The sequence below is a fragment of the Pseudomonas sp. BS3767 genome (assembly GCF_900099665.1).
Lineage (GTDB): Bacteria > Pseudomonadota > Gammaproteobacteria > Pseudomonadales > Pseudomonadaceae > Aquipseudomonas > Aquipseudomonas cerasi.
The window spans coordinates 1,119,759-1,134,065 of the sequence record NZ_FNCX01000001.1 but is presented as its reverse complement, the minus strand read 5'-3'; the positions used below and the strand labels follow the sequence as shown (position 1 = coordinate 1,134,065).

Below are 14,307 nucleotides of genomic sequence, written 5' to 3'. Positions count from 1 at the left end.
ACCACCTGATCCCATCCCGAACTCAGTAGTGAAACGATGTATCGCCGATGGTAGTGTGGGGTTTCCCCATGTGAGAGTAGGTCATCGTCAAGATTGAATTCCAAAAACCCTCATCGCTTACGCGTTGAGGGTTTTTGTTTGTCTGGTGCCTGCAAAAAACAGCGTGAGAACACGTCATTCAACATGTACTTCCGATCGACAGGCACAAAAAAACCACCGGCAAGGTGGTTTTTTATTTTCAGGGCAATCAATCCCCGCGGTATTCACATCCGCTGGTGCACGTCTCGTGAATACGGACGGCCGACAGTTCGGGCAGCAGAGGCTTCAACTCATTCCAGATCCATTTCGCGAGGTTTTCGCTGGTTGGATTCTCCAGGCCCGGGATGTCATTCAGGTAGTTATGATCAAGGCGTTCATACAGCGGTTTGAAAATCGCCTTGATTTCCGAAAAGTCCCGGATCCAGCCGGTATGCGGGTCAACCTTTCCGGCCAGATGAATGCCGACACGAAACGAATGGCCGTGCAGACGTCCACACTTGTGCCCCTCTGGAACGTGGGGGAGGCGGTGTGCTGACTCGAAGGTAAATTCTTTGAAGATTTCCACTGTGTATTGGCCCCGGAAAAATGGCGATCGCTGACGCGATAAATGCAATCTGCGAGTTTAACAGCAATGGCCTGAAACTCCATGCAAGGGTGAACCTGTCAGAGTGTTTGATGGCACTCGGCCAGATCTATTCAGTTTGAGTTAAGTTGTACCGGTTAAGGTGGGCGCCATAGAAGCACCGATCGTTATGGATACCCTCTATGAAAACGCTGACTACCCTGCTGGCGGCCCTCACATTGGTTTTGACGTCCTGTTTCATTCAGGCGTACGGCGTCGACCCGCAGGAAGTGCTGCGCCTCAGTGATGCAGGTACGCTTCATTCGGCTGAGACACTAGATGCCAAAGCGCTGAGCAAACACCCCGATGCCAGTATTATCGGCACGCAGTTCAAGAACATATACGGCAGGTACGTTTACAATGTCGAGCTGCGTGACAAACAGGGTATTGAGTGGGTCCTCGAAATAGACGCCGCCACGGGCCAGGTCTACAGGAATCATCAGGATAACTAATGAATGTCGACAAGCGTCTCTGTGTCATCCTTGGTTTGAGCCTGACCTGCTCTTTTGTGTATGCCAGAGATCTGAATCAGGATGAAGCGCTCAGTTTGCGTCAGCGCGGGGTCATCCTGCCTCTCGAACAGTTCATCGAGCGCGCGATGGGCCTTCATCCGGGCTCTCGTCTGCTCGAGGCCGAGCTAGAGGAAAAGAATAATGTGTACGTGTATGAGTTTGAATTGCTGACCCCTGAGGGCGTTGTCCGCGAGCTCAAGTTCGATGCGCGTGATAGCCGATTGCTGAAAGACGAGGAAGATGACTGATGCGCCTGCTACTGGTTGAAGACCATGTTCCCCTTGCCGATGAGCTGCTCGCTGCGCTGGGGCGTCAAGGCTACGCGGTCGACTGGCTGGCCGACGGGCGCGATGCGGTTCATCAAGGCGCAAGCGAGCCGTATGACCTGATCGTTCTGGATCTGGGGCTGCCTGGCATGCCAGGGCTTGAGGTTCTCCAGCAATGGCGCAGCAAAGGTCTGGCGACCCCCGTGTTGATTCTGACCGCGCGCGGCTCCTGGTCAGAGCGCATAGAAGGCTTGAAGGCAGGTGCCGATGATTACCTGACCAAGCCTTTTCATCCTGAAGAACTGCAATTGCGTATTCAGGCATTGCTGCGACGTTCGCACGGGCTGGCCAACCAGCCCACGCTGGAATCCGCCGGTCTTAATCTGGATGAAGGCCGTCAATGCGTCAGCCGGGACGGCGTGGATATCCAGCTCACCTCGGCAGAGTTTCGTCTGCTGCGTTATTTCATGTTGCACCCTGGACAGATTCTCTCGAAAAGCCATCTGTCAGAGCATTTGTACGATGGCGAAAACGAGCGTGATTCCAATGTCATCGAAGTCCATGTCAATCACCTGAGGCGCAAGTTGGGCCGCGCAGTCGTCGAGACACGCCGCGGTCAGGGCTATCTGTACGGCGGAGCCGGCGGTTGAAATCCATACAGCGACGTCTGAGTCTGGGGCTGATCGCCGTCATGGTCGTTGTCGGTCTGGTGATGGCGCAGACCAGTCTCTGGCTGTTCGAAGTGGGCCTGCAGCGCTACCTGGAGTCAGGTCTGCGCAACGAGAGTGAAAACCTGCTGGTAGCGCTGGTGCGAGGTCCTGCCGGGCTGCAACTGGATGACCATCGCCTGTCCGGTGCCTACCAGCGTCCACTGTCCGGCCATTACTTCCGGATGGACTTGCCGCAGGGGCACTGGCGCTCCCGTTCCCTGTGGGATTTCGAGTTGCCCCAGCCCGGGGTAGGTTTGCATGCCAATCTTGAGCTCGGCAAGACCGGGCAATCGCTGTTGATGCTGACCAGCGAATACCGCAAGTTCGGCAAAGAGGTTTCAATCACCGTCGCACAGGATTACACACCGGTCAGGGCGAGTTTTCGCCTCATGCAGCAGATCGGGCTGGGACTTGGGCTGGCCGCGCTGATCCTGGTGCTGGTATTGCAACGCATCACCGTGCGAAGAGCGCTTCGCCCGCTTGAAACCGTTCGCGAGCAGATTTTTCAGCTCCAGCAGGGCCAGCGTTCACAACTGGACAACCAGGTTCCCCTCGAACTCGAGCCGCTGGTGGCGCAGATCAACCACTTGCTTGCGCATACCGAGGACAGCCTGAAACGCTCACGTAACGCATTGGGTAATCTGGGACATGCCTTGAAGACACCGCTCGCGGTCTTGCTCAGCCTGGCCCTCAGCGGACAATTGGACGCCAACCCTGGATTGCGCAGGACCTTGCAGGAGCAGCTGGAAAATATCCGCCTGCGTCTGGAGCGCGAGCTCAATCGCGCACGTCTCTCCGGTGACGCTCTACCGGGAGCCCGCTTCGATTGTGACGCCGAACTGCCTGGGCTTTTCTCCACGCTGGGCATGATTCATGGTGCTCATCTCCAATTGATCAACGATGTCGAGGCGGGCATGTACCTGCCGTGGGATCGGGAGGACATTCTCGAGCTGCTCGGCAACCTGCTGGACAATGCCTGCAAATGGGCCGACAGCGAGGTGCGTCTGGACATTCTCAGTCAGGATCAGGGCTTCTGCCTGTTGGTGGATGACGATGGACCCGGTATTCCGGAGGCGCAACGCGCAGAAGTGTTCAGCCGTGGCGCTCGTCTTGACGAGCAGATTACCGGCCACGGGCTGGGGCTGGGTATCGTGCGCGATATCGTCGAGGCATGGGGCGGTCAACTGCAACTGCAGGAGAGCCCGGCAGGTGGGCTTCGGGTACGCATCGACCTGCCCGAGCGGACTGCCCCCTAGGGCGTCAGCCAGTATCGTTCAGCGTCTTCATACAAAAGGCAGGACAGGTCTTAATGTCCATCGGAGAGTGCCGATAACCTGATTGGGCACCTCTGACTTATAAAAATAACCATAAGGCCAATCCTATGCGTCTCAGTCTGAAAGCCAAGGTTCTGTCGCTGGCAGTCCTGCCGGTTCTGATGTTTGCGCTGGTGATCAGCGCTACGACCGTATTCATGCTGCATCGGCAGGCCGAGCGAGAGGTCAGCGATACGCGAGAGCGCTTGCTCAACGAGGCCAAGGCAACGTTGCAAAACTACGTTGCTATCGCCATGACCGCCATCAAACCACTTTACGATGCCGCCGCGCCCGGCGACGACGCTGCGCGTGCCAACGCTATCAAGCTGCTTTCCTCGGTCAGTTACGGCAAGGATGGTTACATCTTTGGCTACGACTCTCAGGTGATCCGGATTTTCAGAAGCAACAGCCCTGACGGTGTGGGCAAAAGTTTTGCTGATGCCCGTGATGCGAACGGCGTCTATATCAATCGCGAGTTGGTGGCGGTCGGCAAGGCGGGCACCCACTATGTAATGTACTCGTCGGCCCTGCCTGGCAAGACTGAACCGGTCCCCAAGATCGGCTATACGGATTATCTGCCGAAATGGGATCTGGTCATCGGCTCTGCCGTCAATATCGATGGCATCGATGCTCAGGTTGCCGTGGTCAGGCAGGGTGTCGAGGCACGTTTGAAGGAGATGCTCTACAGCATTCTCGGCATTACCGTTCTGGTCCTGGTCATTATCGGCATCATCGGAATAGTGCTGACAGGCACTTTGCTGCGCCCGCTCGGCCTGATGAAAAACAGTCTGGATGACATCGCGGCAGGTGAAGGCGACCTGACTCGTCGGCTGGTGATTACCAGCAATAACGAGCTCGGTGATCTGGCAGGCTCGTTCAACAGGTTTGTCGACAAGATTCATGGCATGGTTCGTCAAATCAGTGAAATGACCGGGCAGCTCAATGGCCTGGTCGGCGAAGTCAGCTCGCAGGCACAGCGCTCGGAAACGGCCATGGACCGTCAGCGTCACGAAACCGATCAGGTGGCTACTGCAATCAATCAGATGTCGGCTGCTGCTCAAGAGGTTGCCAAGAGCGCGCAGGGTGCGTCCGTTGCTGCTCAGCAGACCGACGAGCAAGGGCGAGCCGCCAAGCGCGTGGTGGATGGCAGCATTCGGCAGATTCACGCGCTGGTCGATGACATCCGCAAAAGCGGCTCTTCACTGGACGTCTTGCAGAAGGATGTTTCTTCCATTGTCAGTGTGCTGGGCGTCATCCGCTCGATCGCCGAACAGACCAACCTGCTGGCACTCAATGCTGCCATCGAGGCCGCCAGGGCAGGGGAGGCAGGACGCGGTTTTGCCGTGGTCGCCGACGAAGTACGGGCACTGGCCAGCCGGACACAGCAGAGCACGCAGGAGATCCAGGGCATGATCGACCGCTTGCAGCAGGGCACTCAGGAGGCGGTGACAGCCATGCGCCGTTCCAGCGAAGCAGGCGACGGCACCTCGGCGCAGGCCAACGAAGCCGGTACATCGCTGGTGAGCATCGGCGAGCTGATCGCGACCATCAATTCGATGAACGCGCAGATCGCCAGTGCCGCAGAAGAGCAGACGGCGGTTGCCGAGGAAATCAATCGCAGCGTCCATCAGATCGCAGGTGCAGTCGAGAGTGTCGCCGATGAAACCCGGCAAAGCGCCCAGACATCACGCAGCCTGGCCGAACTCGGCGCACGCCTGGACGGTCTGGTCGGTCAGTTCAGGGTCTGATACCTATCCGGCAGGGGTGTAAACCCCTGTCACAGCCTGTACCTGGCATCGTCGTCATATTGCCGTCATGGAAGATGGCACTCGTGCGCTCGTGTGCTGACTAAGCTCTAGACCGGGCGCGATGCGCGGTCTAACGACATGGACAGGACATGAACGAAACCACGCTGCAATACAAAACCCTCATTCTGCTACTGGTACTGGTGACCATTGCCTTCATATGGATTCTGCTGCCGTTTTATGGCGCAGTGTTCTGGGCGGTCATCCTCGGGATCATCTTCGCGCCTGTGCAGCGCAAGTTGCAGATCAAGTTCAACTGGTCACGCAATCTTACCTCCCTGTGCACCCTGACGATCTGTCTGGTCATCGCGATTCTGCCGGTGATCGTGATCAGTGCCTTGCTGGTTCAGGAGGGCACCACGCTGTACAAGAATGTCGAGACCGGGCAACTGGATATTGCCGGCTATCTGGCCGAGTTCAAGGACCTGCTGCCGCACTCCATTCAGGCGCTGCTTGATCGTCTGGGCATGGGCGACCTGGAAGGGTTGCGCGACAAGATCGCCAAGGGTGCGATGCAGGGCAGTCAGTACCTGGCGACGCAGGCATTCAGCTTCGGGCAGGGCACATTCGACTTTGTCGTCAGCGTCTTCATCATGCTCTACCTGCTGTACTTTTTCCTGCGCGACGGACAGGAACTGGTGCGCAAGATCCGCACGGCCTTCCCGTTGGGCGAACAGCAGAAGCGTCGTCTGCAGCTCAAGTTCACCCGAGTGGTACGTGCCACGGTCAAAGGCAACGTGGTGGTCGCGGTGACGCAAGGTGCGCTGGGTGGCTTCATCTTCTGGGTGCTGGACATCCCGAGTGCGCTGCTGTGGGCGGTGATCATGGCGTTCCTGTCGCTGTTGCCTGCGGTAGGGGCCGGGATTGTCTGGGCGCCAGTGGCCATCTACTTCCTGCTCAGTGGCATGATCTGGCAAGGCGTGGTGCTGGGCTTGTTTGGCGTCTTCGTGATCGGTCTGGTGGATAACGTACTGCGCCCGATCCTGGTGGGTAAAGACACCAAAATGCCGGACTACCTTATCCTTATTTCCACGCTTGGCGGCATGTCGGTCTTTGGTCTGAACGGCTTTGTGATCGGACCTCTGGTGGCTGCGCTGTTCATCTCCAGTTGGGGATTGTTCAGCGGCTCCGGCTCCAAGAAACCCGTGAGACTGCCAGGCTGACATTGGCAGGTCGCGTGGTCGACACAGACCCGCGCATGCTCCCTGCCATTTATCAGGCAGGGAGCATGCGCGGTTTTTTTCATGAGAGCAGGTCTCATTCTGAGCTTTTTGCCGCGATCGCAGCCGAGTCCATGAAGGCGGCCAGATCGGTATTGAAGCGCGATGCTTCTTCCAGAAATGGCGCGTGGCCTGAGTTTTCGTACACCTTCGATTGAATTCGAGGATTGAGCTGCCGAGCGCGTGCGATGCTGGGCTGAAGGTTGACCAGTTCATCCTTGCCGCCATACAGCATCAATACCGGCACCTTTGCCTTGGGCAGGCCTTCGGCCACATCGACAGTCATTGCAGGCGTAGCACGGGTCATCGTCCACGATGCCATCGCAGCACTCGACACCAGCCGCTCGAAAGTCGGTGCGTCCGGTTGTGTGTGGAAGCACAGTCCGAGAAAGGTACGTACTGCATCAAGGTGGGTCTTCAGGTCCTCTGAACTCAGGCCGGCATATAGATGAGGGTGGGCTGTAATCAGGGCCGCGTTAAGCTCGATGACACCATCAACATACACAACGCCGCCGATCTTCGCGTCACCATAGGCGGCGAGGTAGTTGGACATGACCACGCCGCCCAATGACCAGCCGACCAATACCGGACGCTTGCTTGTGGTGGCTTCAAGTACCGCTGCCAGGTCGTCCGCATAGCGACGCCCGTTACGGTACGCCTCGACACTGTCGGGCTTGTCGGAAAGCCCGTGACCGCGCAGGTCATAGGTAATCATTCGGTAGCGCTGCAGTTGGGGACTCGCGATCTGCTTTTCCCAATTGAGGCGACTGCCCAGCAGACCGTGAATGAAAATCAGGGCCGGGCCGTTCGGATCGCCTGATTCCTGCACAGCGAGTTTGACGCCGTCAGGGGCTGTGACGGTGTAGTGTTTGTCTACTGCCAGGGCCAGTGATGATAGTCCGGTCAGCAGCGCAGCAAGCAAGGTATTGCGCAGCAGGTGAACGAAGCGAATGTGATTCATGAGGCTATTTCCACGCGGTAGAAGTGATGGGCGCACTGTAGGTCGATGACGCAGGACGGTCTATGACGTAAAATCCTGATAAATTGATTGATCGTCCTGAACTCGAAGTGGCCTCTCTCTATGCAAGCCCCGTCAAATGACCCCATCAGCGAGCTGCTGCTCGGTATGCGTCTTTTCGGCGTTCAATTCCGCAGGCTGGAAGTTGTGCCGCCTCTGGGTGTTGGCTTCACTAACGCAATCGGACGAGCGCAGTTTCATTTCGTCGGGCGTGGGCCGGTCTGGCTACGCAGCGCTGAGAGCGTTCTGTACAGGCTCGATACCGGCGACGCGGTTCTTATTCCGCGCGGTGGGCACCACGCTGTGTTGACGGCCGAAGACACGGCTGCAAGCGATGTACAGCTGTTTGACCCGTCTACCGGCATCAGCGATGGCGTTCACGATCGGTCTGATGCCGAGGAGGGCGGAGCGGTTGATCGGGCGATTATCTTCAGCTGTTGTATGGAGTTGGAACTGGGCGGCATGCAGCCGCTTGTTGCCGCCATGCCGGATGTCATGCAGGTCAGTACTCTGCTGGAAACGTGCCCCGAACTGCGGCCCATGCTCGCGGCAATGGAGCCTGAAGCCTTGATGCTACAGGCCGGGCACGCAGGCATTCTGGCACGTCTTGCTGAAGTCGTGGCCGCGCTGCTGGTGCGTGGCTGGGTCGCGGGTGGCTGTGGGAATGCCACAGGCTGGCTCGGTGCTTTGCAAGACCCTCGGCTGAGTCGCGCCATCGTCATGATGCACCAGCGTCCAGGTAGACGCTGGACGGTGGCCACGCTTGCCCATGAGGCCAGGCATTCCCGCTCTGTGTTCGCACAGCGCTTTCTCGAGGCAACGGGTATGCCGCCATTGCAGTACCTGACGGAGCTGAGAATGCGCCTGGCGTTTCACCGCCTGAGCCGCGAACACTGTTCTCTGGAGGCTGTTGCCAGTCAACTGGGCTACGGTTCATTGGCCGCCTTCAGCCGTGCATTCAAAAGAACGGTGGGCCTATCCCCAGGCGCTGTGCGTTCCGCGAAAAGCGTTGCCGGGTAGCCGTTCCAGCCGTTTTCGGAGATAAAAAAAAGCCCTGCTCAAGAGCAGGGCTTTGCGTTTGCGCAGGATCAGCCTGCTACGTGCAGACCGGCATTGACCACCAGATCGAGCAGCGGTTGCGGGTAAACACCCAGCACGAAGGTCAGGATCGCAACGGCCAGCAGCATCACACCACCTGTGCGCTGAGCCCAGTTGATGGCTGCGTCGTGGCGAGGAAGCTTGTTGTCGACCAGATACATGGTGACCATCACACGCAGGTAATAGAACACGCCGATGGCGCTGCCGATGACCAACGCCCCGATCAGCCACCACAGCTGCGATTCGACACCGGTGGCGATGATATAGAACTTGCCGATGAAACCAGCGGTAAGCGGGATACCTGCCAGCGACAGCATCATCAGGGTCATGACTGCCGTCAGGTAAGGGCGACGCCAGAACAGACCGCGGTATTCGAACATCGCGTCGGCATCACGTCCGCTGTAAGGCGAAGACATCATGGTGATCACGCCGAAGCTGCCTAGCGAGGTCAGGACGTAAGTTGCCAGATAGACACCAATCGCCTCGACCGCCATGCCTTTGCTGGCCACCAGCGCAATCATCAGGTAACCGAAGTGAGCGATGGAGGAGTAGCCCAGCAGACGCTTGAGGTTGGTCTGAGTCAGCGCAAGCAGGTTGCCGACCAGGATCGACGCTACGGCGATGACTGCCAGTACGTCATGCAGGACACCGCTGCTGGCTGCCGGTGAAATCTGGAACAGACGCACCAGTACCGCAAATACCGCCACCTTGCTGGCGGTTGCCAGGAAGGCCGCGACCGGCGCAGGGGCGCCTTCGTAAACGTCCGGGGTCCACAGGTGGAAAGGTACCAGTGACAACTTGAAGGCCAGGCCGACGACCATCATACCCAGACCCAGGCTGGCAATCGGGCTCGGCATACCGGTCGCTGCGATAGCCTTGCCGATACCGTCGAAGCTCAGCGAACCTGCCTCTGCGTACAGCAGCGCCATACCGAAGAGCAGGAACGCGGACCCTGCGGCCGACAGGACCATGTACTTGATGCCACCTTCCAGCGAGCGCTTGTTGAAGAAGGCATAAGCCACCAGCCCGTAGACCGGCACCGACAGCAGTTCCAGGCCGATGAACAGGCCCGCCAGATGCTGAGCGCTGACCAGAACCAGCCCACCGGCGGCTGCCAGCAGGATCAGCAGGTAAAGCTCTTCGCGATTGCCCGGATACCCGGCCTTGCCGTCACCCAGATAGGCGTGCGCCATGGTCACGCAAGCGAGGGTAGAGGCGAGGATGATCGCCATGTACAGGCAGGCAAAGTTGTCGATATGCAGCAGTGGCGTCACGACCAGAGGGGCAACTTTCAGTGCTGGATAGATCGACAGCAGGGCCAGGTTGAGGCCTGCTACCGAAAGCAGGAACGTTTGCGAGTGATTGCGGCGCCATGCGATCGCCAGCATCACCACGACAATGGTGAGGCTGGTGATCAGCAGTGGCGCAAGCGCAATAAAGTGTTGAATCGTCAGGTCCATAGCGCTCTTACCGGGCCGAAGCGAGTTGAGTGAAGGCAGTGCCTAGCCATTGCTGCACGCCGTGCATGGTCGCTGCCGAAGTGTCGAGGAACGGCTGCGGGAACACCCCGAGCACGACCAGCAACACGGCAAGGCCCAGCACCATGATCATTTCCCGTCCGTCCATGCCCTTCAGAACCTCGTCGGACTTCGACGGGCCGAAGTAGGCGCGGTGGATCATGATCAGCGAGTAGACAGAACCAAATACCAGACCGGAGGTGGCGATCGCCGTGATCCATGGTGAGCTGGCGAAGCTGCCCAGCAGAATCAGGAACTCGCCGACGAAGTTGCCAGTGCCCGGCAGACCCAGAGAGGCGGCGGCAAAGAACAGGCTGATGGCCGGGATGTAAGCAATGCGTGACCACAGGCCGCCCATCTCACGCATGTCGCGGGTGTGCAGGCGCTCGTACAGCTGACCACTGAGAATGAACAGTGCCGCAGCCGACAGACCGTGGGCGATCATCTGGATCAGTACGCCTTGCAGCGCCTGCTGGCTGCCCGAGTAGATACCGATCAGTACGAAGCCCATGTGCGAAACGCTGGAGAACGCGATCAGGCGCTTGATGTCAGTCTGGGCAAATGCCAGGAATGCGCCGTAGAAGATACCGACCAGCCCCAGCGTCATGGCAATCGGTGCGAACTCGGCCGATGCGTTGGGGAACAGTGGCAGGGCAAAGCGCAGCAGACCGTAAGCCGCCGTCTTCAGCAGGATACCCGCCAGGTCAACGGAGCCTGCAGTCGGTGCCTGGGCATGCGCATCCGGCAGCCAGGAGTGCAACGGCACCACCGGCAGCTTGACGGCGAAGGCAATGAAGAAGCCCAGCATCAGGATGTACTCGGTGCCCGGTGCCAGTTTGGTCTTCAGCAGGTCGGCGTAGGCAAAGGTGATCACGCCGGTCTGATTGAAGTGCACCAGCACCAGACCCAGGATCGCCACCAGCATGATCAGGCCGCTGGCCTGAGTGAAGATGAAGAACTTGGTGGCTGCGTAGATACGGGTTTTCTTCCCATCCGAAGAACTGTGACCCCAGAGCGCGATGAGGAAATACATCGGCACCAGCATCATTTCCCAGAAGAAGAAGAACATGAACAGGTCGATGGCCAGGAACACGCCCACGACACCGCCCAGGATCCACATCAGATTAAGGTGGAAGAAACCGACCTTGCGCTGGATTTCCTTCCACGAGCACAGCACCGACAGCACACCCAGAAGGCCGGTCAGCAGGATCATCAGCAGCGACAGGCCATCGAGTGCCAGATGCACGTCGATGCCGAAGCGGGTGATCCACGGGTGGTGGAATTCCAGGGTCCAGGTCGGATCGGCACCCGGCACCGGCGCGTAGCCGAAGTTGCCGGTAGCCCACAGCCAGAGGCCGAGAACCAGTTCCAGGGTCATTGTCAGCAACGCAATCCAGCGCGGCAGGGTAGAGCCGAAGCGCTCACCCAGCCAGCACAGCAGGCCGCCGATGAAGGGGATCAGGATTAGCCAGGACAGAATCATGACGGGCTCAATTCCTTTCGCAAATTCGCAAGGTTCATATCAGATCGCAACCAGAACGACGGCACCGAGTACCAGAACGGCACCCACGGCGATCGAGGCAGCATACCAACGCAACTGGCCGGTCTCGGTGCGGCTCATGGTGTCATGACCGCCTTTGACCAGACGTGGGATCAAGCCGATGGTGCGGTCGAACGGATCACTACGCAGTACATGACTGATTGCCAGATACGGCTTGACGAACAGCTTGTCGTAGATCCAGTCGAAGCCCCATGCCGCGAACCACCAGGCCGAGAGGAAACGGCCCGGAGCGCTGTTGGCGATAGCCGTCGCCAGGCGGCGCTTGCCGAGGAACAGCAATGCTGCCAGCAGGATACCGGCCAGCGCGATGGCGCCGGAGGCGATCTCCAGGCTGTGCTTGGCTTCGCCACCGGCATGGCCGACGCTCTGCGGCAGCACACCGGCCAGGGGCGGAGTGATCCACGCGCCGATGAACGTCGACAGTACGATCAGCACCGACAGTGGCAGCCAGTGAGCGATACCGTGACCTGCGTGTGCTTCGGTCTTGGCTTCACCGTGGAACGCGATGAAGATCAGACGGAAGGTGTACAGCGACGTCATGAACGCGCCCACCAGACCGGCATACAGCAAGCCGTTGTTACCGCTGGCAAATGCTTCCCAGAGAATTTCGTCCTTGGAGTAGAAGCCCGCCGTCAGCAGCGGCAAGGCGGAAAGAGCAGCGCCACCGACGATGAAGCTGGCGTAGGCCAATGGCAGTTTCTTCCACAGGCCGCCCATCTTGAAGATGTTCTGCTCGTGGTGGCAGGCAACGATCACCGCACCGGAAGCAAGGAACAGCAGCGCCTTGAAGAAGGCGTGGGTCATCAGGTGGAAGATCGCGCCTTCCCAGGCGCCAACGCCCAGTGCCAGGAACATGTAACCGATCTGGCTCATGGTCGAGTAGGCGAGGATACGCTTGATGTCGGTCTGCACCAGTGCGGCGAACCCCGCCAGAACCAGCGTGACGCCGCCGACAATGCCGACCAGATGCAGGATGTCAGGTGCCAGTGCGAACAGGCCATGAGTACGCGCAATCAGGTAGACGCCCGCCGTGACCATGGTCGCTGCGTGGATCAGCGCCGAAACAGGAGTAGGACCGGCCATCGCATCCGCCAGCCAGGTTTGCAGTGGCAGCTGTGCAGATTTACCGACCGCACCGCCCAACAGCATCAAGGTCGCCAGCACGATCCAGAAATCGCCGACCTTGAAGTGTTCCGGCGCCCGGACCAGCAGTTCCTGCACATTGAGCGTGCCCAATTGCTGGAACAGGATGAACAAGCCGATAGCCATGAACACGTCACCGATACGGGTGACGATGAACGCTTTGAGGGCTGCGTTGCCGTTGTTGCGGTTGCTGTAATAGAAACCGATCAACAGATAGCTGCACAGGCCCACGCCTTCCCAACCGAAGTAGATGAACAGCAGGTTGTCGCCCAGGATCAGGAACAGCATGCTGGCAATGAACAGGTTGGTGTAGGAGAAGAAGCGCGAGTAGCCCGCTTCACCGCGCATGTACCAGGACGCGAACAGGTGGATCAGGAAGCCGACACCAACCACGACGCCCAGCATCGTGACGGACAGCCCGTCCAGATACAGCGCGAAGTTGGGCTGGAAGCCATCGACGTCCATCCAGCGCCACAGCACCTGCGTGTAGTGACCGCCTTCAGGTGGTGCCACGTTGAACTGCCAGATGACCCAGGCCGTGACGATGGCTGAAAGGCCGATGGAGCCGACACCGATCAGCGCAGCGAGGTTTTCCGAGATGCGTCCACGGGAGAACGACAGCAGCAGAAAGCCGATGAGGGGGAATACGAAAGTCAGAAAGAGAAGGTTCATCCGCGCATCTCGCTGGCAGCATCGATATCGAGAGTGTGGAAGCGGCGATACAGTTGCATCAGGATCGCCAGGCCGATACTGGCCTCGGCTGCCGCAAGGCTGATCACCAGGATGAACATCACCTGCCCGTCCGGTTGCCCCCAACGGCTGCCGGCCACAACGAACGCCAGTGCAGCGGCGTTCATCATGATTTCCAGGCTCATCAACACGAAGAGAATGTTACGGCGCACCATCAGGCCGACCAGACCCAGGCAGAACAGGACCCCGGCGACCGCCAGACCGTGCTCAAGAGGGATAGCATTCATTGGCTTGGCTCCTTGGCCTCGTTGCGGCCCAGATGGAAGGCCGTGATGGCTGCTGCAAGCAACAGCATCGAGGCGAGTTCCACCACCAGCAGATAGGGCCCGAACAGGCTGATGCCGACTGCCTTGGCGTCGACCGTGGTGTGACCGACACCAGCGCCGGTCGGGTTGGCGAACAGCACATACAGCAACTCGGCCAGCAACAGCGCGCCGAGAATGACCGGGCCGATCCATATGCCGGGTTTGAGCCAGGCACGTTCCTGCTGAACCGAGGCCGGGCCGAGGTTCAGCATCATCACCACAAACACGAACAGGACCATGATTGCGCCCGCGTAGGCAATGACTTCCAGCACGCCGGCGAACGGAGCGCCGAGGCTGAAGAACGTCATTGCTACGGCGATCAGCGAGATGATCAGGTAGAGCAGGGCGTGCACCGGGTTCGTGTTGGTGATCACCCGTAGGGTGGACACAACAGCGATACCGGATGCGAAGTAGAAAGCGAATTCCAT

General features: G+C 58.9%; 14 protein-coding genes, 1 rRNA gene and 1 pseudogene. 9 read left to right on the top strand and 7 right to left on the bottom strand.

The features are described 5' to 3' along the window. A 5S ribosomal RNA gene (gene rrf, locus BLR16_RS04435) occupies positions 1-93 on the top strand; the annotation flags it as partial. Between the two features lie 154 nt (positions 94-247). Here the strand turns inward: rrf and queD are convergent. Continuing rightward, on the bottom strand, positions 248-604 hold the full coding sequence (gene queD / locus BLR16_RS04430; protein WP_003317991.1) for a 6-carboxytetrahydropterin synthase QueD: 357 nt from the start codon (positions 602-604) through the stop codon (positions 248-250). A 200-nt stretch (positions 605-804) separates the two neighbouring features. Here queD and BLR16_RS04425 point away from each other — a divergent pair, with 200 nt between their 5' ends. The 7 genes and pseudogenes from BLR16_RS04425 (at position 805) to BLR16_RS04400 (ending at position 6,430) form a co-directional block, all read left to right on the top strand. After that, the gene (locus BLR16_RS04425) at positions 805-1,113 is read left to right on the top strand and encodes a PepSY domain-containing protein (protein WP_003371699.1); all 309 of its coding nucleotides are present in this window, start codon (positions 805-807) and stop codon (positions 1,111-1,113) included. Next, positions 1,113-1,421, top strand: coding sequence for a PepSY domain-containing protein (locus BLR16_RS04420; protein WP_003371701.1), 309 nt, complete (start codon positions 1,113-1,115; stop codon positions 1,419-1,421). The genes BLR16_RS04425 and BLR16_RS04420 overlap by 1 nt, the downstream gene beginning before the upstream one ends. Further along, positions 1,421-2,089, top strand: a complete 669-nt coding sequence (locus tag BLR16_RS04415) for a response regulator transcription factor (protein ID WP_003349419.1) — start codon at positions 1,421-1,423, stop codon at positions 2,087-2,089. Before BLR16_RS04420 ends, BLR16_RS04415 begins: the two co-directional genes overlap by 1 nt. Then, positions 2,086-3,405, top strand: a complete 1,320-nt coding sequence (locus tag BLR16_RS04410; protein ID WP_003436032.1) for a sensor histidine kinase — start codon at positions 2,086-2,088, stop codon at positions 3,403-3,405. Before BLR16_RS04415 ends, BLR16_RS04410 begins: the two co-directional genes overlap by 4 nt. 125 nt (positions 3,406-3,530) lie before the next feature. Beyond that, a pseudogene (locus tag BLR16_RS29220) lies at positions 3,531-4,352 on the top strand (cache domain-containing protein); the annotation flags it as partial. 15 nt (positions 4,353-4,367) lie between these two features. Next, a complete protein-coding gene (locus BLR16_RS29215) occupies positions 4,368-5,210 on the top strand; it encodes a methyl-accepting chemotaxis protein (RefSeq protein WP_371123454.1) in 843 nt (280 codons plus the stop codon). Between the two features lie 149 nt (positions 5,211-5,359). Continuing rightward, complete coding sequence (locus BLR16_RS04400; protein ID WP_054081093.1) at positions 5,360-6,430, top strand: AI-2E family transporter; 1,071 nt, start codon at positions 5,360-5,362, stop codon at positions 6,428-6,430. Positions 6,431-6,524: 94 nt separating this feature from the next. On the opposite strand, the gene BLR16_RS04395 is transcribed toward BLR16_RS04400, so the two are convergent. Next, positions 6,525-7,448, bottom strand: coding sequence for an alpha/beta fold hydrolase (locus BLR16_RS04395; protein ID WP_074805955.1), 924 nt, complete (start codon positions 7,446-7,448; stop codon positions 6,525-6,527). A gap of 120 nt (positions 7,449-7,568) precedes the next feature. On the opposite strand from BLR16_RS04395, the gene BLR16_RS04390 reads away from it, so the two are divergent. Next, a complete protein-coding gene (locus BLR16_RS04390; RefSeq protein ID WP_092194116.1) occupies positions 7,569-8,525 on the top strand; it encodes an AraC family transcriptional regulator in 957 nt (318 codons plus the stop codon). A 68-nt stretch (positions 8,526-8,593) separates the two neighbouring features. Here BLR16_RS04390 and nuoN read toward each other — a convergent pair whose 3' ends face one another. The 5 genes from nuoN to nuoJ are packed head-to-tail and all read right to left on the bottom strand — an operon-like array spanning position 8,594 to position 14,307. Next, the gene (gene nuoN, locus BLR16_RS04385; RefSeq protein WP_003371717.1) at positions 8,594-10,063 is read right to left on the bottom strand and encodes an NADH-quinone oxidoreductase subunit NuoN; all 1,470 of its coding nucleotides are present in this window, start codon (positions 10,061-10,063) and stop codon (positions 8,594-8,596) included. A gap of 7 nt (positions 10,064-10,070) precedes the next feature. Then, positions 10,071-11,603: an NADH-quinone oxidoreductase subunit M gene (gene nuoM / locus BLR16_RS04380; RefSeq protein ID WP_092194114.1), complete on the bottom strand. Its 1,533-nt coding sequence runs from the start codon at positions 11,601-11,603 to the stop codon at positions 10,071-10,073. 39 nt (positions 11,604-11,642) lie between these two features. Continuing rightward, a complete protein-coding gene (gene nuoL / locus BLR16_RS04375) occupies positions 11,643-13,496 on the bottom strand; it encodes an NADH-quinone oxidoreductase subunit L (RefSeq protein WP_024663375.1) in 1,854 nt (617 codons plus the stop codon). Further along, positions 13,493-13,801 (bottom strand): NADH-quinone oxidoreductase subunit NuoK, encoded by a 309-nt coding sequence (nuoK, locus tag BLR16_RS04370; RefSeq protein ID WP_003317980.1) that lies wholly within the window; start codon positions 13,799-13,801, stop codon positions 13,493-13,495. The genes nuoL and nuoK overlap by 4 nt, the downstream gene beginning before the upstream one ends. Next, positions 13,798-14,307 carry an NADH-quinone oxidoreductase subunit J gene (gene nuoJ / locus BLR16_RS04365; protein WP_003317979.1) on the bottom strand — a complete coding sequence of 170 codons (510 nt, stop codon included), beginning with the start codon at positions 14,305-14,307 and terminating at the stop codon, positions 13,798-13,800. The genes nuoK and nuoJ overlap by 4 nt, the downstream gene beginning before the upstream one ends.

Bases quoted from the DNA above. Each gene is read 5' to 3' on its own strand.
- BLR16_RS04420 (WP_003371701.1), top strand. From the start codon at position 1,113: ATGAATGTCGACAAGCGTCTCTGTGTCATCCTTGGTTTGAGCCTGACC.
- nuoJ (WP_003317979.1), bottom strand. From the start codon at position 14,307: ATGGAATTCGCTTTCTACTTCGCATCCGGTATCGCTGTTGTGTCCACC.
- nuoN (WP_003371717.1), bottom strand. From the start codon at position 10,063: ATGGACCTGACGATTCAACACTTTATTGCGCTTGCGCCACTGCTGATC.
- BLR16_RS04390 (WP_092194116.1), top strand. From the start codon at position 7,569: ATGCAAGCCCCGTCAAATGACCCCATCAGCGAGCTGCTGCTCGGTATG.
- BLR16_RS04425 (WP_003371699.1), top strand. From the start codon at position 805: ATGAAAACGCTGACTACCCTGCTGGCGGCCCTCACATTGGTTTTGACG.
- BLR16_RS04395 (WP_074805955.1), bottom strand. From the start codon at position 7,448: ATGAATCACATTCGCTTCGTTCACCTGCTGCGCAATACCTTGCTTGCT.
- BLR16_RS04415 (WP_003349419.1), top strand. From the start codon at position 1,421: ATGCGCCTGCTACTGGTTGAAGACCATGTTCCCCTTGCCGATGAGCTG.
- nuoM (WP_092194114.1), bottom strand. From the start codon at position 11,603: ATGATTCTGTCCTGGCTAATCCTGATCCCCTTCATCGGCGGCCTGCTG.
- BLR16_RS04400 (WP_054081093.1), top strand. From the start codon at position 5,360: ATGAACGAAACCACGCTGCAATACAAAACCCTCATTCTGCTACTGGTA.
- nuoK (WP_003317980.1), bottom strand. From the start codon at position 13,801: ATGAATGCTATCCCTCTTGAGCACGGTCTGGCGGTCGCCGGGGTCCTG.
- nuoL (WP_024663375.1), bottom strand. From the start codon at position 13,496: ATGAACCTTCTCTTTCTGACTTTCGTATTCCCCCTCATCGGCTTTCTG.
- BLR16_RS29215 (WP_371123454.1), top strand. From the start codon at position 4,368: ATGGTTCGTCAAATCAGTGAAATGACCGGGCAGCTCAATGGCCTGGTC.